This is a genomic window from Sphingomonas brevis (assembly GCF_023516505.1).
GTDB classification, from domain to species: Bacteria; Pseudomonadota; Alphaproteobacteria; order Sphingomonadales; family Sphingomonadaceae; genus Sphingomicrobium; species Sphingomicrobium breve.
In genome coordinates this window covers 296,791-317,325 of sequence record NZ_JAMGBB010000001.1, presented here as the reverse complement: position 1 = coordinate 317,325, position 20,535 = coordinate 296,791, and the positions used below count along the sequence as shown (strand labels likewise).

Below are 20,535 nucleotides of genomic sequence, written 5' to 3'. Positions count from 1 at the left end.
TAAAGAAAGAACTGGAAAATCCTCGGAAAACCTCGACGAATAATAATCGAAGGCGCATCTGGGCGGTCATGGACAACAGCCTCTCACCTGCCACGGCGCCAACCGCCCTGGGGATATTGCGGCCCTATGCCGAGACGTTGGCGCTGGTCGCCGCCTCGACTTTTGTTGGCATGCTTGTCGCGCCACGCTGGGGTAACTCCCCAGTCGACCTGCTATATTTGCCGGCGGTCCTTGCTGCTGCCGGATTCTATGGCGTGTGGCCCGGCCTGTTCGCGGCGGTTTCGTCGGCGCTCGCCTTCAACTTCTACTTCACTCATCCCTTCCACACGTTCCGCATGTCGCGCGCGGAGGATGTCGCGACTGTTGCGCTGCTGTTCCTGGTCGCGCTGGTCACCAGCCAGCTTGCCGCGCGAATGCAGGCCGAGCGCCAGACAGCGCGCAGGAGCGCCGCTCGCAACGCCACGGTTGCCGGGCTTGCCCGCCGCCTTCTGTCCTGTTCCAGCACGGACCAGATCGCCGAGGTCGCGTGCCGGGAGCTGGGCCGGCTGTTCGATAGCAATTCGGTGATGATGGCGGACCTGCCCGAGCCGCGACTGGTCGCGGCAAGCCCAGCGCAGGCGATGTTGACCCCTAGCGATGTCGCCGCCGCTGCCTGGGCCATGGAATCGGGCGAACCGGCCGGCCGCGGAACGCGCTCGGTAATTGTCACGGAATGGGTCTTCTATCCGATCAAGTCGGGGTCGACGGTTCTTGGCGTCATTGGGCTGGCCCGTGACGACGGCACCAGGCCCGTCGCGCCCGAACAGCTTGAGCTGCTCGATAGCCTGGTTGACCAGGTCACCCTGGCGCTCGAACGCGCCAAGCTGGAGGTTGAGGCACAGGATTTCGCCCGACTGCGTGAAGGCGACCGGGTTCGCTCGGTATTGCTATCGTCAATCGGCCAGGATCTGGAACCGCGCCTTGCTGCCATTTCCCGCGCGACGCGCGCAATCCAGCGTGCCGGATTGGCGGACAAGGCCGACGTGTCGGCGATCGGGACTGAGGTGGCCAAGGTCCAGCGCTACCTGTCGAACTTGCTGGAACTCGGGCCAGGCTCCGACGACAAGCCGATACTGGCTGGAGACGTGACCGTTGATCTGTTCCGCCGCACCGTTTTGAAAAACGGCGAGCCGATCCACCTCGCGCCCAAGGAATATGGCGTGCTGGCCGAACTCGCCAAGCATCCCGGCCGAGTCCTCACCCATGCGCACCTGTTGCGCTCGGTTTGGGGACCTGCCCATGAAAAGCAGATCGAATATCTCCGCGTCGCGGTACGGGGCTTGCGGCAGAAACTCGAGAGCGATCCGGGCAGCCCGGCGATAATCATCAATGAGCCGGCGGTCGGATACCGTTTAATCAGCCACTGAGCTCGTCATCCGAGCAACACGCTGTTCATCCCGTCCGTGCGAAAGACCGGCTGTGCGGTGACGGAGTCGCTTATGTTCGCCAGAAGCCTGCTTGTCTTTTCGGCGCTTTGCCTCGCGGCGCCCGCGGCCGCGGAGCCATCGGATGGCGGCTCCGGCGCCGGCAGCAAGCGCGATCCGGCAGGCCAAACCGGCGGCAATAGCTATGGCGATCGCAATCGCGGCGGTCCTTATGGATTTTACAGCTATCCGCGCCACCGGAGCATCGATGGCGGCGGGTCCGGACTCGATCGGAATTCGTCCTCGGCTGCGACCGCCGGGACCCCTGGCTTTTGCGACACTTGTCACGGCTCGGCCTATTACGGCCCCAACTATGGCGCGCCCTATTTCGGCGGCGGCTATTATGATGACGGGACCTATTATCGGGAACGTCGGGACTAGCAAAAAAGGGCCGCCCCTCTCGGGACGGCCCTATATTCGTCCGGCTAGCCTCGCTTAACGAGGAATGCCGTCAACGTAGAACACCACCCGGTGGCGCCCGTCGATCTTCTCGCACCTTGTCGTGCGCAGGCTGGCCTTCTGGAAAGCCGAGGCCGACAGGTTGCGATAGGCCTCGCCCCGCGCATCGGCGTGCAGCCGCTGGTGGTTGCGCACCTTGGCCAGCGCGGCGGTGCACTGACCGTTGTTGCCGAAGCCGCCGTTGAATTCGGTGTTGGTCAGGATGACGCCGCCGGCGCTTTGGGCGGCAACGGGAGCGGCGAGTGCGAGCGCGACAGCGCCCACGAATAAGGTCTTCATGATAAACTCCTGATTTTAGGGGATATGCCTGTTCAACGGGCGGCGCCTTGCAACGGGCGCTCGTCTCGCCCCGTCAGGCGCTCGGTCCATCCGTCAGCGCCGAAATAATCACCTAAAGGCGCCACGCGGGCGCCGGGCCTAATAGCCCATTAGCGCCAGGACTTCCTTGCGCGACCGGTCGTCTTCACGGAACACGCCCATGATCCTCGACGTGACCATCATTACGCCCGGCGTCTGCACCCCGCGCGCGGTCATGCAGGCGTGGCTCGCCTCGATCACCACTGCCACTCCCTTGGGCTTCAGATTCTCGCAGATGCAGTCGGCGATTTCCGCGGTCAGCCGCTCCTGGACCTGCAGCCGCCGGGCAAAACCGTGCAGCACCCGAGCCAGCTTCGAGATTCCGACCACCTTGTCGCGCGGCAGATAGGCGATCGATGCCTTGCCGATGATCGGCGCGAGATGGTGCTCGCAATGGCTCTGAAACGGAATGTCCTTGAGCAACACGATCTCGTCGTAGCCGCCGACCTCGTCGAAGGTCCGCTGCAGGTGCACCGCCGGGTCCTCGGCATAGCCCTTGGCATATTCCTTCCACGCCCGAGCCACCCGCTTGGGCGTATCGAGCAGCCCTTCGCGCTCGGGATCGTCCCCGGCCCAGCGGATGAGAGTCTTGACCGCTTCCGCGACATCGTCCGGCACCGCCACCTTGGGCGCACCGCTGACCAGGTCGCCATCTTCAGGACTGCACGGCATCGCCCAATTCCTTGACTATATCGTCCGCAACCGCGGCCACCTGACCGCGAATATCGGGAACGGCGGTGATTTCCCAGTACCTGCCTTTGGTCAGCGGTCCCAGCGCCCAGGCATTCGGCGCGGCGCTGATCCGCGAGCGGCCATCGACATCGAGCCCCAGGTCCAGCGCATCCGGCCTCGCCAGTCCGGCCTCGAACAGGCCCTTGAGCAGCGGATCGCGGGTCCGTGAGATCTCGCCGAGCGGCCCCGTGCAGTTCACCGCCAGCGCAAAATCGTGATCGACAGTGTCGCGCCGGCCGCGCCTTTTGATCGACACCTCCAGCTTACCGTCCTTGATCCACATGTCGGTCACGCGCCCGGCCACGATCTCCAGCTGGCCGAGTTGCACCAGCCGCTTGATCCGCCCCGCCACTTCGGGCGCGATGCGATGCCGGTGAACGTCCCACCATGGCCTGATGTGCCGAAGGAACCGCGCCTGCTCGGCGGTGGTCAGCGCCTGCCACAGTGCCTGGCTGTGCGGGCGGATCGCATCGATTGCCGCACGCCAGCCGACCGAGGCGCCGCGATGCAGCAGCCAGTCCCACAGCTTGCGCACCGATCCGTGGGGGATCTCGTCCAGCTCGACCGGCGCGCTGCCATGATCGGCATGAGCCCGGGGCGCCAGCCCGCGCCGCGACAGCGCCGTGATGCGGCCGCGCAGCCGCGCCTCGTCGAGGCTCAGCACGACATCGACCATGGTCAGGCCAGTTCCGATCAGAAGCACGTCACCGCCGCTCGCGGCGGCCCTGACGATCGCCGCCCTTCCCTCTTCGCTCCATGGATCGTTGAGGAAATATTTTTCGTCGACACCGCGCGCGAACGGCAGCTGCTGCGGCGGCTGGTTGCCCTGGGCGAGCACCAACGCCTGGCCTTCGACCCGCGATCCGCCGGCCAGTTCGACCGTCCAGCCCGTGCCGCCCTGTCGCGCCGCGATCGCGTCTCCTACCACCACCTGCACCAGCCCGCTGGCCTTCGCTTCGTCGAGGATCGAGCTCACATATTCGCCGAAACGGCGACGCGGCACGAAATCCTGCGCGTCAAAGCCTTCGCCTGCGACGGCCCTGGCAAAGTCCCCGGGCTGGTCCGCCCAGCCGCCCATCCGTCCCGCGGGCACATTCAGGAGATGCGCTTCCTCGGGGGTCGAGAATGCGGTTCCCTTCCCTGCCCGGCCGGCGTCGATCACCGTCGACCTCACGCCCTTCCGCGCCAGCTCGGCGGCCAGCATCGTCCCCGAAAAGCCGCCGCCTACTATTACGACCCGCTGGTCAGCCGCCATGCGCGTCAAATCTCATAGTCGGGCCAGGCGTTGGGGTTGGCGGCCCCGGCCTTGCGCTTCACCATATGGTCGTGGAGGCTCATCACCGTCCGGCCTGCGGTCTCGGTGAACAGCGCAGGCACCGCGGCGTGGACAATGCAGGCGAGACCCGCACCGACCATCCTTCCGCCGATCACCACCGCGCCCGCGCCATGCTCGGCCCAACTCATGCCAAGCGATTTTGGGTGCTCCCTGAACAGCCTCCCGATCATCGCTTTTCGTCCCCTTTTCAATGACTTATGGTGGCCCCGGCAGGACTCGAACCTGCGACCTTTGGTTTAGGAAACCACTGCTCTATCCGGCTGAGCTACGGAGCCTTTGGCCGTCCACTAGGATAGCGACGGCCTTGAATCAATTCGCCACCGGCGGGATCGCGCGGCGGTGTTGGAGAACCGGGATACGGGACCTGACGTCGGCGATCCGCCCAAGGTCGATCTCGGCGAACGCCAGCCCCGGTTCACCGCCCATCTCCAGGACCAGTTCGCCCCAAGGGTCGGCGATCAGCGAATGACCATAGGTCTCGCGGCCGTCCTCATGCCGCCCGGCCTGCGCCGCGGCGACGATGAAGAGCTCGGCTTCGATTGCCCTGGCCCGCATCAGAACCTGCCAATGCGCCCTGCCCGTCGGTACGGTGAAGGCGGCGGGAACGGCAATCACCTCGGCTCCGGCATTGCTCAGCCTCTGGAACAGCTCTGGAAAGCGCAGATCATAACAGATCGTCAGTCCGAGCTTTCCGAGGGGCGTCCCATCGACCACAACCGCCTGCTCGCCCGCCTCATACATGGCGGACTCGCGCCAGCTTTCTCCAGTCGGCAAGTCGACGTCGAACAAATGGATCTTGTCGTAGCGGGCCCTAACCTCGCCCTCGTCGTCGATGACGAAGCCACGATTGACGAGCTTGCCGCTCTCGCCCTTGAGTGCCAGCGAACCGAGGTGGACCCAGATGCCGGCTTCCCGCGCCGCATCACGAACCGCCTTCAGGACATTGTCATCGCGTTCAGCCTGCGCCTTGCCAAGCGCCCTCTCACGGTCACGGTCCAGCATGCCTGACATTTCCGGCGTGAACAGCATCGCCGCTTCGCCTGCTGCCGCCTCACGAATGGCGCCGACCAGCCGCTCGGCATTGGCGGCCGGATCGATTCCGCTTTGAGCCTGATAGATGGCAATCCGCACGGCGCTCATGTGGCCAGCAGTTCGTCCAACTTGCCCTGATATTCGAGCTCCATCAACTCGTCGCATCCGCCCACGTGGCGGCCGTTGATGAATAGCTGGGGCACCGTCAACCGCCCGCCAGCGCGCTGAATCATCTCGGTCTTCTTGGCCCCGCCAAAATCGACCGAATATTCTTCGTAGGGCACCTTTTTCATGTCGAGCAGCTTCTTGGCACGATAGCAAAAGCCGCACGTCAGCTTGGTGTAGATTTCAACCTTGGGCAAACCGCCCTCCATCGACCTATTCCCTTCCTTAACGCATCAACTGCGAAGGGCGAACCACCCTCGCCCAGCAAATCAGTTCAACCCGGCTTGCGCCAGCTTTCCGCAAAGACCTTGCACAGGCCTCAGCGGTGCTGCCACTGGTCAGCACATCGTCGATCAGCACGACAATTTTATCCTTCACAGCAAAAGGATCGCGCATCGTAAATGCACCTGCGACGGCTTTTCGCCTCTGGCTATGATTGAGGCCCTTCAGAGGCTTGGTCTGCTTGACTCGCCGAAGCGCATGCCGCGCGACCGGCAAGGCCCACTGCCGCGAGAGCTCGCTGGCAACCAACGCTGACTGGTTAAAGCCCCGCCTCCACAGCCTCCAGCGATGAAGCGGAACAGGCATGATGATCGTCTTGTCGCCCCATTCGCCCTTAAGCGGCGCCATGTAGCGCGCCATGGTCCGCGCCAGGGCGACCTTGCGGCCATATTTCAGTCGCAGGGCCACCGATCTGGGAATCTCCTCATACGCCACCGCGGCGCGGATTCGATCGAGCTTGGGTGGAGCAGCGAGGCAGCGGCCGCAAACTTCAGCCTCGGTACCGGCCAATGGCAACCCGCAACGCTGACAGCCGCTGTTGCCTAGCCATTCCAGCTTGCGCCAGCACTCCGGGCAGAATGCGCCGACTTCGTCGATTATCTCGCCACAGCCAGCGCAACTTGGCGGCAGCGCGAAATCGAGCAACAGGTTACAAAGGCCCCATAGGGGGCGCACGATTGCGCTTGCCATCGCCTCTTGTCGCGCGAGCCGGTCCGCCGCACAAGCGCCACCGTGCATGCCGAACTGTTCGACCGCCATCTTCGCGCAATCCGACGCGACCGAGCCGCACGGGTCGGCCCTGAACTGTTCCTATTCGACCGGGCATTCGACGAATGCCTGGACCGCGTCCGCGACATTGCTCGCACCTTTGATCGCGCCATGCTGTTGGGCTGCCCCTCTGCCGAATGGCCCGCCCGCCTCGCTTCAATTGCGGACAAGGTCGACGTGCTTGATCCGGGAACTCTTTTCGCTGGCACGTCCGGAGGGGCGCCAATTGAGGAAGACCGTTACGATTTTGGCGTCGGCCGATACGATCTGTGCGTTGCGATCGGCACCCTTGATACTGTTAACGACCTTCAGGCCGCCCTTGGCTGCATCCACCGCGCATTGAAGCCCGATGCACCATTCATCGGCGCAATTGCAGGCGGCGACAGCCTTCCGGCGCTTCGGGTATCGTTGATCGAAGCTGGGCGACACCAAGCCCGGATCGCGGCCCGCTTTCATCCCCGGATCGAGCCTTCGACCCTGGCGCAGCTACTGGCTGCCGCAGGATTCAATATGCCAGTAGTCGACGTCGATCGAGTTCGATTGCGATACACCGATCTTGATGGACTGGTCCGCGATTTGCGGTCGATGGCGGCAACCTCCGTACTGGCCGCTCGGTCACCGCCCATGACAAGGTCAGAGCTTGAGGGGGCCCGCCGCGCCTTCCGCGGCCTCGGCGATGGGCACCGCACGGAGGAGACTGTGGAAATTCTCCATTTTCTCGGCTGGACGAAATATTCGCGGAAAGCGGCGAATTAACCTCATTCCGCCAATCAATTCTTAATCGTTTCGCCCGTAGAACCGTCTCGTGGACCAGGACCAGAGGAGGGTGGCGTGCTCGCTATCCGTATGATGGGTCGCAAGCTTCGCTCGGACAAGCGCGGCGCGACCGTAATAGAATATGGACTGATCGCGGCGCTGATTGCAGTTGCCGCGATCGGCGGCATGAGCAAGCTTGGCGGTGGCGCCAACGGCATGTGGGGCAAGCTGGATAATCGAGTCCAGTCCGCCTCCAACTAAGCTCGCCGCGTTCCGTACACCACGAGCTTGACCCTTTGGCCGGGCACCAGCGGGCTGTTCGCGGCAAGCCCGTTCAACGCCAGGAATCGGTCCACCTGGAAATCCCGATAAGCCATACGATTTGAAAGCGACTGGATCGTATCGCCCCTGGCCACGGTCACGACATTGATCACCCGGGGCCGGATCGCAGCCGCCTCAGCGGTGCTGATCCTGCGAAGCGAATCCACCATGGTCCCAAACGGGGCGAGGCCCTGGCCCGCCCTGGTCAGGGCGACAAAGTGATAGATGGTGTTCGCGTCCCACTGATAGGCAAAGACGCTGACGTCGACACCGCCCGAGGACGTATTGGCGCGGCCAACGACGTATGCCGCCGGGATTCCGTTGACCGTGGTTCTTTGTATCGGGCCAAGCGCGAGCTGAGTTCGTCCGCCGGTCAGCTGCTGAATGACACGGTTGATGTAATCCTCAATTCGGCCGTCGTATCGACCTCCCGAGAACTGGGCTTGGCCGCCCGACCCCTGGATGGAGACGGCACGGGTGCTGTTCTGCATCAGATAGCCAGTCGGAACGGCGAATGAGAGGCGCAGATCGGGGTGAGTGAAAATCCGCCCGTCGATAACGCCTTGCGCAGGATCGTCGTCAACGATCATCCCCTGGATCTGGCCCAGGAAGACATCGCGGTTGCGGAGACCTCCGGTTCGTCCGGATTGTCGCGCCAGTTGCGATGCCTGTGCTGCACGGTTTTCACTGAGCGGATGAGTACTCGCCCATTCCGGAGTCGAACGATTTCGGTCGCCTTGCATCCGCGCTTCGAGGGCCGTCGACCTGCTGATTTGCGTAAGCATGGTCGCGCCGCCATTGGGATCGTAACCGGCCGCGGTCATGTAGCGGATGCCGAGCACATCGGCCTGATATTCCTGGTCGCGCGTAAAGCTCAGCAATCGTGACTTTGAAAACTGCTGGGCGGTTTGAGAAATCAGGCCGCCGAAGGCATCGCCGCCAACGACCGTGCCCAAAATCTGCCCCAGGACTCCCCAGATTGCGCTCGAATTTGCGGCAGACTTGCGGGCCTGCGCATGATTGGCGGCGATGTGCCCGGTTTCATGGCCGACGACGAACGCCAGTTCGGATTCGTCGTTCATGATGCTCATCAGTTGCCGCGTCAGGTAGACATAGCCCCCAGGCACCGCGAAGGCGTTTTCGACCGCGCTGTTGAGCGTCGTGAAGTGGTAGACCTGCCCGGCATTGGCGGTTCCCGAATAGGATGCAATTCGCCGCCCCACCCCCTCGACGTAGGAGGCTCGCGGCCCCGTCTCGGCGCCACCGAATTCTTCTACTACTTCGGCATGCTGCCGTGTCGCTTCCTGCACGTCACGGGGATTTAGATATCGTGGTTGCTGGGCATCCGCGGCCAGTGGTGCAGCAAGCGCTGCGGAAGCTACGAGCAGGACAAGCGGCGTTCGCATTTCAACTCCATCGCCAATTCCAGATTTCCGAGAAATGAACGGAACGGCGCGAAGGTTCCTGTTCTGGGTTATCCGATAGCGAGGAACTTGGCGCGACGCTGCTCGAGGATTTGTGCCGGACTGAGCTTGGCCAGCCCGTCCAGTTCCTCGATAATCGCGCCCTTCAGATTTTCGATCGCTTCCGCCGGCGAACGATGAGCTCCGCCCAGAGGCTCAGGCACGACACGGTCAACCACGCCCAATGCCAATAAGTCATTGGCGGTCACGCGCATTGCCTCCGCGGCCTCCGCCGCCTTGTCGGCCGTCCGCCACAGGATCGATGCGCACCCCTCGGGCGAGATCACCGAATAGACCGCGTGCTCGAACATCAGGACGCGATTCGCCGCGGCGATGGCAACAGCGCCGCCGGATCCACCCTCGCCGACCACCGCCGCGATCATCGGCACGCCCATCGCCAGGCATTGCTCGGTCGACCGGGCAATCGCCTCGGCCTGGCCACGTTCCTCCGCCTGAACCCCAGGAAATGCACCAGAGGTGTCCACCAGGCTTACAACTGGGAGCCCGAATCTGTCAGCCAGCTGCATCAGCCGGATCGCCTTGCGATAGCCCTCCGGCTTGGCCATTCCGAAATTATGCTTGAGGCGGCTAGCGGTATCGTCGCCCTTCTCATGCCCGATCAGCATCACCTGGCGGCCTTCGATCCGAGCCAGCCCGCCAATGATCGCAGGATCGTCAGCGAACGCCCGGTCACCGGCGAGGGGCATGAAGTCGTCGGCAATCGCCGCGACATAATGTTTGAAATGCGGCCGTTCCGGATGGCGAGCAACCTGGGTTTTCTGCCATGGGGTCAGCTTGGCGTAGGTGTCCTTAAGCAGCTTGGCGGCCTTGGCCTCAAGCTTGTCCACTTCTGCATCAATGTCGATTTCGCCGGCGGTCGCCGTGTCGCGCAGTTCCGTTATGCGCTGGTCGAGCGCGGCGATCGGTTTTTCAAACTCGAGATAAGTAAGCATCGGCGGCGCGGGGTAAGCGGCGTCGGCCGTTCCGTCAACGATGGTCCGTGGCCAGCGGGTGGCGGGCATTTACCAGCTCAACCAGCCGCGCGGCATCGACATGGGTGTAAATTTGCGTGGTGGCAATGTCAGCATGACCAAGCAGCGACTGCAGAACCCGCAGGTCTGCTCCGCCCGCCAAGAGGTGGGTAGCAAAGGCGTGACGCAGCACATGAGGACTGATCCGGTGCGGTGCAATTCCGGCCAATGCGCCCATGCTTCTCACCAGTTGGAACAAGCGCACCCGGCTCAAATGCGATTTCCCGCTTGGAAACAGCCAGTGGCTATTCTCGGGCACATGCGGAAGCCAATTCTTGACTGCCTCGGCGGACCGCGATGAAACCGGCACCAGCCGTTCCTTGTCGCCCTTGCCACGGAGCATGAGGAATGGTCGCGCTGATTGAAGCGCGCGACGCGGCAGGGATACCAGCTCGGTGGCCCGAAGGCCGGAGCCGTAGAGCAATTCCAGCAGCGCCAGGTTGCGCAGCGCGAGTGGTTCGCCACTCGATGCACGTTCACTGGCGGCTTCGAACATCGCCTCCACTTCGTTGGTATCGAGCACTTTGGGGAGCGGTCGCCGTATTCCCGGCCGCGGTAGCGCTGCCGAAGGATCGTCGACGCGAATTCCCTCGTCGAGGAGGAAGCCGAAGAAGCGGCGAAGCGTGGCCGCGCGGCGTGCCACCGTCGACGGCGCCAGCGCGGACCAGGCCGCTCCCAGGCGGCCGATCTCTCCCGGTCCTGCCTGCTCAAGTGACCCGATTTCCTCGACGGTAGCTTCCAGGTCGCGCCGGTAGGCGAGCAGCGTGTTGCGCGACGCTCCCATCTCTGCTGCCAGCATATCGCAGAAGCGATCGACCAGCGCCCGGTCGCCCGCCGGCATGCCGGCTCCGTTCACGTCCTGGCCAGCGCCTCGGCGGCGATCATCCGGGCGAGATAGCCCTGTCCGGTCCGCTGCAGGGCGTTGATCGAATGATACATGTAGATGCCGCGAACCTGGTCGAAATTGCCGCCCTGGAGGGCGCTTGCAGTGAGAATCAATGCCGTGCCGGCCTGCCGCCTTCGCATCGCGCCATCGATCAAATTGCTCCAGCTAGTGGCTCCGCCCAGTCCAAGCCGATGCGCGCGGTTAAGCCGCCCGGCCGTCGCAGAATTGATTCTGCCCAGCCCCGCCAGCCCGGCGACCAGCATCGCCGTGCGTTGCTTGCCTTCGCTGTCGTCCCGGTCGGCAAACTCCTCGATCCGCGACGCGTTGATACCGAGACCTCGAGTGTCCGGTGCACCCAGGGCCAACATCGCCCAGACCTTATCGGCGGGCTCATCGTCCATATCCCCGAGGACCCGCGCCCAACGCGCCGCTTCCCTGTCGAAACCGCCTGCAAGCAGCGATGCGACCAGATCGGGCGCATCTGACTGAAGGTCTGAGCTAGGCACCACACGGCGCGCCGCCCGGGCCAGCATGACCTGCGCGGCTACCTTGTCCAATGGCGAATTCGCATTGCCCCAGATGGTCCGCATCGCAGCCATCCGCGCGTCCAGATCCCTGCCGATAAAAGCCAGTCTTAGTTGCCAGGCCTCGGTGCTGCCGAGAGCATCCGGGTCGGTCGCGTCGTAGGACGTGGCATAGAGGTCAACCAGTGCCTGGCTCGACAGCACCCCCAACGCGGCAGCTACCCGCGCGGCGGGCAGCCGCTGCGTAGCCGAGAACATCGGTGCCCGGGCCAACCATGCCTGGGTTTGGAGGCCGGCCGAGTTGATCAGCCGGTCCGGCGGCATCATCCCGGTGGCCGTCGACAACCCGTAACGCCAGCTGTTCAGCCGGTCGACCGGTTCCCATTCGATCGTCACTGCGCGGGCGGTCTCCGCTCCGGCGCCAACCACCTTGTCCGCCAGCGCCAGGTCGATACCGCCAACCCTACCGCGCCGGCGGGCCGCCTCGATGTCGGCCGCGGCGCGTTCCGCCTCGCCCGACAGCGACGCGCAAATAGCCGACACCAGCGACGACACTCGGGGTTCCAGCTTCCCAAGCGAACCTTCCAGCGGGCACATCGCCGAAGGGTCGCTGCTGGCCAGTGCAGACTGCAGCGCTACCTGGCTCATCTTCGGCGTGAAGCGATTGCTGTCGACGCTGGCAATCAGCAACCTCGCCGCATCGGCTTCCCCCATCCGGAGCAGGAGCCAGGCGCGCTCCGCAGCCCAGTCGGCGGGTTGAACGTCGAGCGGACTGGGCGCACTGGCGAGCAACGCATTGCGCAGTCCGATGTGCGCCCAGCGTGATGCCAGCGGGGCGTCCATCCGCCGCATGATGATCTCGATCGACCTGCCGCTTGCGCCGCCCCATGGCGCGAACCCGAGGCCGAGCTCCACGGGATCGAGTGTCCCGGCCAGGCTCGGATCGCGGCGCGCGGACCGAGGATATTCGACCTGCTGCACGGGCTCGCTCGATTCCAGCTCGTTGCCGAGCAGAGACTCGACAATCTCCACCGCGGCCCCCTCAACCGAAGTACGAGGCGCGGGCCGCGGGGACGGTTGGGACGTGTTGGTTGCCGGCTCGGGAGCAGGCGTTGCCGGATCTCCAAAGCCGGGCGGAAGGATCGACTCCGGCCGATCCTGGGCGATCGCGGGGATCGCGGCGATCATCGCCAGGACGGCCGTTCCGGCCAGGATTTTCCTAGTTTGCGGCAGCATTGCTCGTAACGTCGGTCTCGATTGTCTTCACCGGCAACTCGTCAGCGCTTCGCGACAGCAGGAAAATTCCACCAATCAGAATGAGGATGAGAAGAACCAGGAAAATCAGGCCTCGAGGCATGGGTGCTCCGCTTTACATCGGCGTGGGAGAAAGGCTTTTGCCCGACCTATAGCCACTATGTATAGCCCTGGACTGTGCAAAAGCTGACCGACCTGCTCGATCGACCGATAGTTCTCGTTGGCCTGATGGGCGCGGGAAAGTCTACGATTGGCCGGCGCCTGGCGAGACGCCTTGGCTTGCCGTTTGTCGACAGCGATGTCGAAATCGAGGAGGCGTCCGGCGCAACCACCGCCGACCTGTTCGAACGCTTCGGGGAGCATGATTTCCGAGATGGCGAACGGCGGCTGGTCGCACGCCTTGTCAACGGTGAGGTTAGGGTCATCGCCACCGGCGGTGGCGCATTCATGGACCCGCGCACCAGGATGCTCCTGAACGAGCGCGCGATCACTGTCTGGCTCGATGCTCCCATCGACATATTGGCCGAGCGGACCACGCGCCGCGACAATCGGCCGCTTCTCAGGAAAGGCGATCGAGCCGAAATCCTGGCCCGCCTGTCGGACGAACGCCGCGATGGCTATGCAGAAGCCCAGATTCATATTCGCAGCGGCAGCGGTGCGCACGGAGACGTGGTGGAAGCGATCGTCGCGGCGATCGGCAAGTATCTCGGCGAATGACTGTCATCCGCGTTGACCTGGCACCGCGCGGCTATGACGTGCTTGTGGGGCCGTTCGACGCGGGGCTGGAGCGAATCCGGGATTTGTGGCCCGGCACTTCACCAATACTGGTCAGCGAACCGAGGGTCTTCGCCCTGCACGGATCGTCGATCGCCGAGCGAATGGGAGCCGAACCAATCCTCGTTCCGGAAGGCGAACTGGCTAAAAACTGGGATTCGCTTAACCAGTTGATCGCGGACTTTGCGGATCGGCAAGTTATGCGATCAACGCCCATCATAGCGCTGGGCGGCGGAAGCGTTGGCGACGTTGCCGGACTTGCGGCATCGCTGTTCAAGAGAGGATGCCCGGTCATCCATCTGCCAACCACGCTCCTTGCCCAGGCGGACAGTGCCATTGGCGGCAAGACGGCAATCGATGCGTTCGGCGAAAAAAATTTGATCGGCACCTTCCATCAGCCGGCGCTGGTCGTTGTCGATCCCGCATTCCTTGACACGTTGGACCAGCGCCAGCTGCGATCGGGCTATGCCGAGGTGGTCAAATATGGACTGATCGACGATCCGATATTCTTTGCCTGGTGCGAGAATAGCGGACTTGGAATCATTGCCGGGCACCGCGACCTTCGCCAGCAGGCGATTACTGCCGCGATCCGTGCCAAGGCGCGCATCGTCGCGAACGACGTCGAGGACCGGCTTGGCAAGCGCGCCCTCCTCAACTTGGGCCACAGCTTCGGCCATGCTATCGAGTCTGAAGCGGGCTTGGGTTCGATCCTGCATGGCGAAGCAGTGGCACTGGGATTGGTTCTCGCCTTTCGTTATTCCCTGGAGCTCGATCTCTGTCCCGCCGCGGATGTTGAGCGGCTCCAGTCTCACTTGTCGGCTTGCGGATTGCCGACAAGGCTGGCGGAAGTCGGGCTGGCCAAGCGTGGTGCCGCGCTTACGACCTGGATTGCCCACGACAAGAAGAACAGCCAGGGCCGAATCTCGCTGGTCCTGGCCCGCGGCATTGGCGGCGCGTTTCTCGACACGGCAGTCGATACGCAACGGCTGACCGCCTTTCTCGATCGGGCGGCTTAAGCCTTTTCCGGGAGCCCCCGGTCCGGCGAGAAGGACTGGTCAAGGCCCGCCCTGAGGTCGCCGGTCTCGCTCTGCCGCTCCAGCCGCTCGCAGTCGCGCAACCGATATTCGAAGTCGACGCGGTCAATTTCCTCTGCGTCGATGCCAAGAATCTCGAGCGCCGCCCGACCCATCTTGACCGCGCTCTCGAACATCTCGCGCTGCGCGAAGACGATGTCGAGGCCGTCCAGGTCGATGAGATGGCGACGGTCAAATGCCCGTACCATGATCGCAGCCTGGGGGAAGGCTTCCAGCACTCGACTGACCGCTTCCCGGGTCAGGCCGCTATCGCGGTTGTCCTGGCAGAATAAAATGGCCTTGGCCGTCTCCGCACCGGCCAGCCGCAGCAGGTCGATCCGCATCCCGTCACCATAATAGACTTTGGTGCCGAAGCTATCGGCCGCTTCGATCATTTCAGCCTCGGCGTCGATCAGCGTCACCCCAATGCGCTTCGCCATCAGCATCTGGGCGGCGGTTTGGCCGAAACGACCGTAGCCGACCACGATCACGCTGCTCTCCGGCGATTCTTCAGGCCCGGCCAAACCTGCCGTGCTTGCTTCCTCGCGCCGCTCCAGCCAGTCGGTCAGGCGCATCAGGAACGGGGTCGCAACCATCGATAGAGTGACTACCGCGCCGAACAGCGAAGCCGCTTCGGGCAGGACCAGCCGGGCGGCGGCGGCCTGGGTGAACAGGACGAAGCCGAATTCGCCGGCCTGGCTAAGCAACAGGCCGAGACGGATGCTGCGCGGCCAATCATTGCCAAAGGTTCGGGCCAGCGAGGCGATGATCAGGCATTTGATCAGGATGACCGCCAGCGCCAGCCCGACAACCAGCAGGGGCTGCGCGGCGATCCGCCCCAGGTCGAGCATCATTCCGACCGCGAGGAAAAACAGGCCGAGCAGGATGGAACGGAACGGCTCGACGTCGCCTTCAAGCTCATGCCGATAGGGCGACTCCGCCAGAATGACGCCGGCCACAAATGCACCGAGCGAGACCGACAGGCCAAGGACATGCATCAAGGCAGCCGAGCCCATCACCGCAAACAGGCCGGCGACGATGAACAGCTCGCGCTCGCCGAGCCGGCCGATCAAGCGGAACAGCGGATTGATCACATAGCGCCCGGCCAGCCACAACGCGGTGATCGCGCCGACAGTGTAAAGCGCCAGCGTCCAGCCGCCCGGCGCATTGGGATCGACCGGCACCCGTGACATTGCGGCGATGATCGTAATCATCGGCACGATTGCGAGATCCTGGAACAACAGGATGGAAAAGGCCCGCTCACCCTGCGGCGTGTTCAGTTCATGGTCGGCGCGAAGCATCGGCAGCACCTGGGCCGTCGACGACAGACCGAGCGGAAGCCCGATCGCCAGCGACGCCTCAGGTGAAAATCCGAGCGTGAAGTAAATGAGCGCGCTGAGCGCCAGGCCGCACAGCACGACCTGGGCCAGGCCGAGCCCAAAAATATCCCGCCTCAGCCGCCACAGCCGGCTCGGCTGGAGCTCCAGGCCGACCAGGAACAGCAGCAGCGCGATACCAATTTCTGAAATGCTCGCGAGCTGGTCAGGGTCGCCGACCAGCCCGAGCAGGTGCGGACCGATCAGGATCCCACCGACGATATAGCCCAGCGTCGCGCCCAACCCCAGCTTGCGAAACAGCGTGACGAACACCAACGCGGTGCCCAGCATGATCGCTCCGCCCTCCAGCAGGGTGGTGGTGGTCACGACCGCTTCGACTTCCGCGCTCATTTCGCCTCCTCGATTGCCGCCAATAGCGTGCGGAACGGCAACAGGATCGCGCCGTGACGACCCGTGCGGGAAAGTGCCGGGGCCAGCGCTTCAAGCCCGGGCCAGCTAGCCGGAACCTCTCCCTTGCCCGCCAGCCAATCCTCCAGTTCCGTGATTGTCCTCGACACTTCTTCGGCGCTTCGGGCCATGGCGTGCCCGCCCATCAGCGCCGCCGATGCCTGGCCATAGGCGCAGGCCTCGACCGCCTGCCTTAGCCGGACGATCCGGTCGGCCCAGTCCAGTTCGACCGCTATCCGCATCCAGCTGCCGCAGGTCGGCGAACGGCGTTCGGTTGCGCCGGCCAATTCCTCGAACGGTTCCAGATAGGGGATCGACGCCGCCAGGCGCAGGATATCGCGAGTGTAGGGAGGCTCGGTCACGCCCTTCGCCATGTAGTGCCCGCCGGCCCGTCCTCAAGAAGTACGCCTTCGGCCTTGAGCTCATCACGGATCCGATCGGCTTCCGCGAAGTCGCGGCGCGCCTTGGCTTCGGTTCGGGCGGCGATGCGCGCGTCGATGTCGCCTGCATCGCCCGCACCGCGGAACCACCGGCCGGAATCCAAGGTGAGCAGACCAAGGAATTGCGCCGACGCCTTCAAGGCTCCGGCATCGTCCAAAGCCAACAGGCGCGATAGCGCCAGAGGCGTGTTCAGATCGTCGTACAATGCTTCGACGACGCCCTGGTCGATGGCGGTCGCTTCGGCGTCGCCGGCAGCCCGATACAGCCGGTCTAGGGTCGCTTTCGATTGCTCGACCAACTCGTCGGTCCAGGCCAAGGGCTGGCGATAGTGCGCCGAAAGCAGCGCCAGACGCAGCGTTTCGCCGGCATGACTTTTCAGCAGCTCTTCCGGCGTGACGATATTGCCGAGGCTCTTCGACATTTTCTCGGCGCCCATGTCGACGAAGCCATTGTGCACCCAATAGCGAGCGAGAGGCTTGCCGCCATGCGCGCAACGGCTCTGGGCGATCTCGTTCTCATGGTGCGGGAAGATAAGGTCGAGCCCGCCGCCGTGGATATCGATCGTTTCGCCCAGATGCTCGCGGATCATTGCCGAACATTCGATGTGCCAGCCCGGCCTGCCCCGGCCCCACGGACTGTCCCAGCCGACTGTATCCGGGTCGCTCGGTTTCCACAGCACGAAGTCGGCCGGATCGCGCTTGTAGGGCGCGACCTCGACCCGCGCCCCGGCAATCATTTGCTCGCGGTCGCGGCGGCTCAGCGCTCCATAGTCGGGGTCGCTCGGCACCGAGAACAGCACATGACCTTCGGCCTCATAGGCGTTGCCCGACGCCACCAGCCGCTCGATCATCGCCACCATCGGCCCGATTTCCTGGGTGGCGTGCGGCGCGATGGTCGGCGGATTGACCCCGAGCGCTCCCATATCCTCAAGATAGAATCGCTCGTAGCGGTCGGTAATCACCGACGTATCGACGCCCTCCTCGCGCGCCGAATTGATGATCTTGTCGTCAACGTCGGTGACGTTGCGGGCGTAAATCACCTCGGCGTCGGGATAGGCATGTTCCAGAACCCGCCGAAGCAGGTCGAAAATCACCGCCGGACGGGCATTGCCGATATGGGCGCGGCCATAAACCGTGGGGCCGCAGACATAGATTGTGATGCGCTTCGTGTCCTGCGGCACGAACTCGCGCTTTTTCCGCGCCATCGTATCGTGCAGCCGGATCATTGCTCCTCCCCGGCCCGGAGAGGGGAACCAGCGGAGCTGGTGGAGGGGTCATCCTCGGGAAGCCGGCGCGTCTCGACCCAGTCGACCACCGCCCGCCCGGTCGCGTTGAGCAATGGGTAAGTCCGGCTGTCGGTCATCCATTCAGGCCGGTCGGCGCGTGTGCCGTAGATCATGTCGGTCGCGAGGTTAGCGAGCAGGAAGAACAAGGTGGCTCCGATCAAGCCCTTCAATATGCCAAAGCCTCCGCCGAGCAGCCGGTCGACTGGCCCGAGCACCGAGCGCCGCGCCTTGCCGCCGATTGCGCGAGCGAACAGCTTCACGCCGATATAGGCAGGCAGGAACAGTAGCGCGAAAGCGACCGCGCTTGCCCCCGCCTCGGTGCCGACAACCTCGACAAGCCGTTCCTGCAACGGGGCATGAAACAGCTTCAACACGGCGATGCCGCCGACCCAGGCAAGCAGTGACAGCACTTCATGCGTGAAGCCGCGGACGAAGCCGATCAAGGCAGCGCCGCCAAGCAACAGGATGACGAAGATATCGAGCGCGGTCATTTCGGCCTCGGCTAGCCGAGCGCCTTGGCAAGCGCCAGTCCCTGCATTGACCCGAAAGTTCACAAAGTTCGCACTGACAACGTGCGCGTGAGCCCGCGCGCACGAGAGGAATGCTTGTTCGGTCGGATGGATGGGGTTGGGCAGGAACGGGCTGCTGGCAGTTCACCGGCGAGCCTATGCGGAAAGAATTATGAGTAGGACAGAAGTAAATTCTTCGCCGCGTTTATGACCGCTTTCGACCCATTTCTGCCATTAGCACCGCAAACGATTTGTTCCCCTGTTTGCCGGTGCCCAGCAACGAGCGCCGCACCGGCAAAAACCGCGCAGCTAGGATAAAGAATCCGAGCCGAGCGTTTTCAGCCCGTGACCAGAAGAGACGCCCGCTTGTATCGCGAAGTAGCTGCCAAATGTCGCAATCTTGTCCAATTGACAGACGAGTTGCGGCGACGCCTGACAGAAATGGCCGATGAATGCGAGGGTCGAGCGCTATCGGTGGAGGATTCAGAGGAAGTTGAACGGGTGGAGATTAAGCGACCCGTCGACCCCGTTCAGGCTCGACCCAACGAACCGTTGATGCTGTCAATCAAGGACGCTGTCGGGTTGCTGGGGCTTGGCCGAACAACGATCTACAAATTAATAGGAGATGGGCAACTTCAGGCGGTCAAAATTGGAAACCGTACGTTGGTCAAAATGGCTTCGGTCCGGAGCCTTACTCAAACGCAAAACTGAACGAGCTGTCAGCCATCGTGTCCGCCACTCTGCCGCCTCCCGTCAAAACAAGCGAGGCAGTTTTCCGCCGGGGAGCAGTTCATTCCCCGGCGGAGCCTCTCGGCCTGCTAGAAATGACGGACATTGAGCCGCAGATCAAGCGACGCTTGACGCACAGCGCGTTCCGAGTGCCACCCAATAGGGAGCGCGGTCAGAAAAGCGGATATTCTCAAGTCCGCAACGCTCCATCATTGCCTGAATCTCGGCCCTGGTGAAGCGCTGCTCCAACCTCGTTCCGAACCGGTCGAGAGCGTCGGTGCGCATCGTGTAGAAGCTCAGGTTTCGATACCAGTTGAGCGGGATGGAGGAAGGGTCTCGGCCCGACTTCTCGACCAGCCGGGCGACCCTAGCGAGCGGCCAATAGGTGGTTGCGGCGATCGCTCCCGCGACGCCCTTGCGAGCGGAGAAGGGGAGATTGGAAACAACCCGTCTCCCAATGTCCGATCCGCGCCACAGCAGGCGGAACCAGAGCGGGCGATTGTCGAAGCGATAGTAAATGTAGAGGAGGAACTGGCCACCAGGTTTCAGCTTCGCGACTGCATTTCGGAGCGCAACCTCCGGGTCGGGAATGTGATGAAGTACGCCAAGGCTGTAACCGAAATTCTGGCTCCCATCGGCAAGCGGGATGTCGTCGGCTGAGGCGCGGTGGAAGGTGACATTGGGGCAGTCGGAGAGATTGCGCCGGGCGACTTCGATCGCATCAGATGGATCGATGCAGTGCAGCGTTCGGCAGCGGGGTGCGACTAACTTGGCCCAGCGGCCAGAACCACAGCCCAAATCGAAGCCTTCACCAAGATCGGTGAAGTCGAACATGGAGAAATAGTCGCCGAACATACTCTGCGCGTCCGCGTCGCTAAGCGCAGACTGGTCGAACGAGTCCCACTCACGGCCAAAACCCTCGACGGTCGCATGATCGATATTTTTCACGGCGTGGCCCGTATCAGCAGCCCGCCCGAACATTTCAAGCGAAGGCGCAAAAGGGATTACCTATCCGGCATACTCCCTTGCGCAAGAGTCATTCGAGGATCGTCCGCTCGCTCCCAATTCCAAACCCTTGCAATTGCGCGGAAAATCGGTTCTGCAGGGGTTG

The 20,535-nt window shown here is 63.4% G+C and carries 24 protein-coding genes and 1 tRNA gene; 7 read left to right on the top strand and 18 right to left on the bottom strand.

Going from position 1 to position 20,535, the window contains the following annotated elements; all coding sequences use genetic code 11:
• The first annotated feature begins 68 nt into the window (after positions 1-68).
• Complete coding sequence (locus LZ518_RS01730; RefSeq protein WP_249914326.1) at positions 69-1,406, top strand: DUF4118 domain-containing protein; 1,338 nt, start codon at positions 69-71, stop codon at positions 1,404-1,406.
• 72 nt (positions 1,407-1,478) lie between these two features.
• Positions 1,479-1,844, top strand: a complete 366-nt coding sequence (locus LZ518_RS01725) for a hypothetical protein (protein WP_249914325.1) — start codon at positions 1,479-1,481, stop codon at positions 1,842-1,844.
• Between the two features lie 54 nt (positions 1,845-1,898).
• Here LZ518_RS01725 and LZ518_RS01720 read toward each other — a convergent pair whose 3' ends face one another.
• The 8 genes from LZ518_RS01720 to LZ518_RS01685 form a co-directional block, all read right to left on the bottom strand.
• Positions 1,899-2,201, bottom strand: coding sequence for a hypothetical protein (locus LZ518_RS01720; protein WP_249914324.1), 303 nt, complete (start codon positions 2,199-2,201; stop codon positions 1,899-1,901).
• A gap of 138 nt (positions 2,202-2,339) precedes the next feature.
• A complete protein-coding gene (gene folE / locus LZ518_RS01715) occupies positions 2,340-2,951 on the bottom strand; it encodes a GTP cyclohydrolase I FolE (RefSeq protein WP_249914323.1) in 612 nt (203 codons plus the stop codon).
• Positions 2,935-4,266: an FAD/NAD(P)-binding protein gene (locus tag LZ518_RS01710; protein WP_249914322.1), complete on the bottom strand. Its 1,332-nt coding sequence runs from the start codon at positions 4,264-4,266 to the stop codon at positions 2,935-2,937. Before LZ518_RS01710 ends, folE begins: the two co-directional genes overlap by 17 nt.
• A 5-nt stretch (positions 4,267-4,271) precedes the next feature.
• Positions 4,272-4,517 carry a DUF6356 family protein gene (locus tag LZ518_RS01705; RefSeq protein WP_283938145.1) on the bottom strand — a complete coding sequence of 82 codons (246 nt, stop codon included), beginning with the start codon at positions 4,515-4,517 and terminating at the stop codon, positions 4,272-4,274.
• A gap of 28 nt (positions 4,518-4,545) precedes the next feature.
• A tRNA-Arg gene (locus LZ518_RS01700) sits at positions 4,546-4,622 on the bottom strand.
• A gap of 34 nt (positions 4,623-4,656) precedes the next feature.
• Positions 4,657-5,478: a carbon-nitrogen hydrolase family protein gene (locus LZ518_RS01695; RefSeq protein WP_249916470.1), complete on the bottom strand. Its 822-nt coding sequence runs from the start codon at positions 5,476-5,478 to the stop codon at positions 4,657-4,659.
• 5 nt (positions 5,479-5,483) lie between these two features.
• Positions 5,484-5,753 (bottom strand): glutaredoxin 3, encoded by a 270-nt coding sequence (grxC, locus tag LZ518_RS01690; RefSeq protein ID WP_431358204.1) that lies wholly within the window; start codon positions 5,751-5,753, stop codon positions 5,484-5,486.
• A 16-nt stretch (positions 5,754-5,769) separates the two neighbouring features.
• Positions 5,770-6,516, bottom strand: a complete 747-nt coding sequence (locus LZ518_RS01685) for a ComF family protein (protein ID WP_249914320.1) — start codon at positions 6,514-6,516, stop codon at positions 5,770-5,772.
• A gap of 6 nt (positions 6,517-6,522) precedes the next feature.
• Here LZ518_RS01685 and LZ518_RS01680 point away from each other — a divergent pair, with 6 nt between their 5' ends.
• Together LZ518_RS01680 and LZ518_RS01675 are read left to right on the top strand one after the other, a co-directional pair.
• Positions 6,523-7,350: a class I SAM-dependent methyltransferase gene (locus tag LZ518_RS01680; protein ID WP_249914319.1), complete on the top strand. Its 828-nt coding sequence runs from the start codon at positions 6,523-6,525 to the stop codon at positions 7,348-7,350.
• Positions 7,351-7,440: 90 nt separating this feature from the next.
• On the top strand, positions 7,441-7,611 hold the full coding sequence (locus LZ518_RS01675; RefSeq protein ID WP_431358227.1) for a Flp family type IVb pilin: 171 nt from the start codon (positions 7,441-7,443) through the stop codon (positions 7,609-7,611).
• Here the strand turns inward: LZ518_RS01675 and LZ518_RS01670 are convergent.
• From LZ518_RS01670 to LZ518_RS01650, 5 genes are all read right to left on the bottom strand, one after another.
• The gene (locus tag LZ518_RS01670; protein ID WP_249914318.1) at positions 7,608-9,077 is read right to left on the bottom strand and encodes a M48 family metalloprotease; all 1,470 of its coding nucleotides are present in this window, start codon (positions 9,075-9,077) and stop codon (positions 7,608-7,610) included. The genes LZ518_RS01675 and LZ518_RS01670 overlap by 4 nt on opposite strands.
• Positions 9,078-9,145: 68 nt before the next feature.
• Positions 9,146-10,087, bottom strand: a complete 942-nt coding sequence (locus tag LZ518_RS01665; RefSeq protein WP_249916467.1) for an acetyl-CoA carboxylase carboxyltransferase subunit alpha — start codon at positions 10,085-10,087, stop codon at positions 9,146-9,148.
• Positions 10,088-10,121: 34 nt separating this feature from the next.
• The gene (locus LZ518_RS01660; protein ID WP_249914317.1) at positions 10,122-11,006 is read right to left on the bottom strand and encodes a tyrosine recombinase; all 885 of its coding nucleotides are present in this window, start codon (positions 11,004-11,006) and stop codon (positions 10,122-10,124) included.
• Between the two features lie 11 nt (positions 11,007-11,017).
• Positions 11,018-12,811, bottom strand: a complete 1,794-nt coding sequence (locus tag LZ518_RS01655; RefSeq protein ID WP_249914316.1) for a hypothetical protein — start codon at positions 12,809-12,811, stop codon at positions 11,018-11,020.
• Positions 12,795-12,932: a hypothetical protein gene (locus tag LZ518_RS01650; RefSeq protein ID WP_249914315.1), complete on the bottom strand. Its 138-nt coding sequence runs from the start codon at positions 12,930-12,932 to the stop codon at positions 12,795-12,797. The genes LZ518_RS01655 and LZ518_RS01650 overlap by 17 nt, the downstream gene beginning before the upstream one ends.
• A gap of 74 nt (positions 12,933-13,006) precedes the next feature.
• Here LZ518_RS01650 and LZ518_RS01645 point away from each other — a divergent pair, with 74 nt between their 5' ends.
• Both LZ518_RS01645 and LZ518_RS01640 read left to right on the top strand, forming a co-directional pair.
• Positions 13,007-13,546, top strand: a complete 540-nt coding sequence (locus tag LZ518_RS01645; protein WP_249914314.1) for a shikimate kinase — start codon at positions 13,007-13,009, stop codon at positions 13,544-13,546.
• Positions 13,543-14,619, top strand: coding sequence for a 3-dehydroquinate synthase family protein (locus tag LZ518_RS01640; protein WP_249914313.1), 1,077 nt, complete (start codon positions 13,543-13,545; stop codon positions 14,617-14,619). Before LZ518_RS01645 ends, LZ518_RS01640 begins: the two co-directional genes overlap by 4 nt.
• Here LZ518_RS01640 and LZ518_RS01635 read toward each other — a convergent pair.
• The 4 genes from LZ518_RS01635 to LZ518_RS01620 are packed head-to-tail and all read right to left on the bottom strand — an operon-like array spanning position 14,616 to position 18,677.
• Positions 14,616-16,403 carry a cation:proton antiporter domain-containing protein gene (locus LZ518_RS01635; protein ID WP_249914312.1) on the bottom strand — a complete coding sequence of 596 codons (1,788 nt, stop codon included), beginning with the start codon at positions 16,401-16,403 and terminating at the stop codon, positions 14,616-14,618. The two genes, LZ518_RS01640 and LZ518_RS01635, sit on opposite strands and share 4 nt — an antisense overlap.
• A complete protein-coding gene (locus LZ518_RS01630; protein WP_249914311.1) occupies positions 16,400-16,822 on the bottom strand; it encodes an iron-sulfur cluster assembly scaffold protein in 423 nt (140 codons plus the stop codon). The genes LZ518_RS01635 and LZ518_RS01630 overlap by 4 nt, the downstream gene beginning before the upstream one ends.
• Positions 16,819-18,126 carry a cysteine--tRNA ligase gene (gene cysS / locus LZ518_RS01625; RefSeq protein ID WP_249914310.1) on the bottom strand — a complete coding sequence of 436 codons (1,308 nt, stop codon included), beginning with the start codon at positions 18,124-18,126 and terminating at the stop codon, positions 16,819-16,821. The genes LZ518_RS01630 and cysS overlap by 4 nt, the downstream gene beginning before the upstream one ends.
• Positions 18,123-18,677, bottom strand: a complete 555-nt coding sequence (locus LZ518_RS01620; RefSeq protein ID WP_249914309.1) for a CvpA family protein — start codon at positions 18,675-18,677, stop codon at positions 18,123-18,125. The genes cysS and LZ518_RS01620 overlap by 4 nt, the downstream gene beginning before the upstream one ends.
• 459 nt (positions 18,678-19,136) lie before the next feature.
• On the opposite strand from LZ518_RS01620, the gene LZ518_RS13500 reads away from it, so the two are divergent.
• Complete coding sequence (locus tag LZ518_RS13500) at positions 19,137-19,406, top strand: helix-turn-helix domain-containing protein (protein ID WP_348538690.1); 270 nt, start codon at positions 19,137-19,139, stop codon at positions 19,404-19,406.
• Between the two features lie 135 nt (positions 19,407-19,541).
• Here the strand turns inward: LZ518_RS13500 and LZ518_RS01610 are convergent, their stop codons facing one another.
• Positions 19,542-20,372 carry a class I SAM-dependent methyltransferase gene (locus LZ518_RS01610; protein WP_249914308.1) on the bottom strand — a complete coding sequence of 277 codons (831 nt, stop codon included), beginning with the start codon at positions 20,370-20,372 and terminating at the stop codon, positions 19,542-19,544.
• Between the last annotated feature and the right edge of the window lie 163 nt (positions 20,373-20,535).

Bases quoted from the DNA above. Each gene is read 5' to 3' on its own strand.
- LZ518_RS13500 (WP_348538690.1), top strand. From the start codon at position 19,137: ATGGCCGATGAATGCGAGGGTCGAGCGCTATCGGTGGAGGATTCAGAG.
- LZ518_RS01675 (WP_431358227.1), top strand. From the start codon at position 7,441: ATGATGGGTCGCAAGCTTCGCTCGGACAAGCGCGGCGCGACCGTAATA.
- grxC (WP_431358204.1), bottom strand. From the start codon at position 5,753: ATGGAGGGCGGTTTGCCCAAGGTTGAAATCTACACCAAGCTGACGTGC.
- LZ518_RS01730 (WP_249914326.1), top strand. From the start codon at position 69: ATGGACAACAGCCTCTCACCTGCCACGGCGCCAACCGCCCTGGGGATA.
- LZ518_RS01665 (WP_249916467.1), bottom strand. From the start codon at position 10,087: ATGCTTACTTATCTCGAGTTTGAAAAACCGATCGCCGCGCTCGACCAG.
- LZ518_RS01705 (WP_283938145.1), bottom strand. From the start codon at position 4,517: ATGATCGGGAGGCTGTTCAGGGAGCACCCAAAATCGCTTGGCATGAGT.
- LZ518_RS01660 (WP_249914317.1), bottom strand. From the start codon at position 11,006: ATGCCGGCGGGCGACCGGGCGCTGGTCGATCGCTTCTGCGATATGCTG.
- LZ518_RS01640 (WP_249914313.1), top strand. From the start codon at position 13,543: ATGACTGTCATCCGCGTTGACCTGGCACCGCGCGGCTATGACGTGCTT.
- LZ518_RS01670 (WP_249914318.1), bottom strand. From the start codon at position 9,077: ATGCGAACGCCGCTTGTCCTGCTCGTAGCTTCCGCAGCGCTTGCTGCA.
- LZ518_RS01620 (WP_249914309.1), bottom strand. From the start codon at position 18,677: ATGACCGCGCTCGATATCTTCGTCATCCTGTTGCTTGGCGGCGCTGCC.
- LZ518_RS01655 (WP_249914316.1), bottom strand. From the start codon at position 12,811: ATGCTGCCGCAAACTAGGAAAATCCTGGCCGGAACGGCCGTCCTGGCG.
- LZ518_RS01635 (WP_249914312.1), bottom strand. From the start codon at position 16,403: ATGAGCGCGGAAGTCGAAGCGGTCGTGACCACCACCACCCTGCTGGAG.
- folE (WP_249914323.1), bottom strand. From the start codon at position 2,951: ATGCCGTGCAGTCCTGAAGATGGCGACCTGGTCAGCGGTGCGCCCAAG.
- cysS (WP_249914310.1), bottom strand. From the start codon at position 18,126: ATGATCCGGCTGCACGATACGATGGCGCGGAAAAAGCGCGAGTTCGTG.
- LZ518_RS01725 (WP_249914325.1), top strand. From the start codon at position 1,479: ATGTTCGCCAGAAGCCTGCTTGTCTTTTCGGCGCTTTGCCTCGCGGCG.
- LZ518_RS01650 (WP_249914315.1), bottom strand. From the start codon at position 12,932: ATGCCTCGAGGCCTGATTTTCCTGGTTCTTCTCATCCTCATTCTGATT.
- LZ518_RS01685 (WP_249914320.1), bottom strand. From the start codon at position 6,516: ATGGCAAGCGCAATCGTGCGCCCCCTATGGGGCCTTTGTAACCTGTTG.
- LZ518_RS01720 (WP_249914324.1), bottom strand. From the start codon at position 2,201: ATGAAGACCTTATTCGTGGGCGCTGTCGCGCTCGCACTCGCCGCTCCC.
- LZ518_RS01710 (WP_249914322.1), bottom strand. From the start codon at position 4,266: ATGGCGGCTGACCAGCGGGTCGTAATAGTAGGCGGCGGCTTTTCGGGG.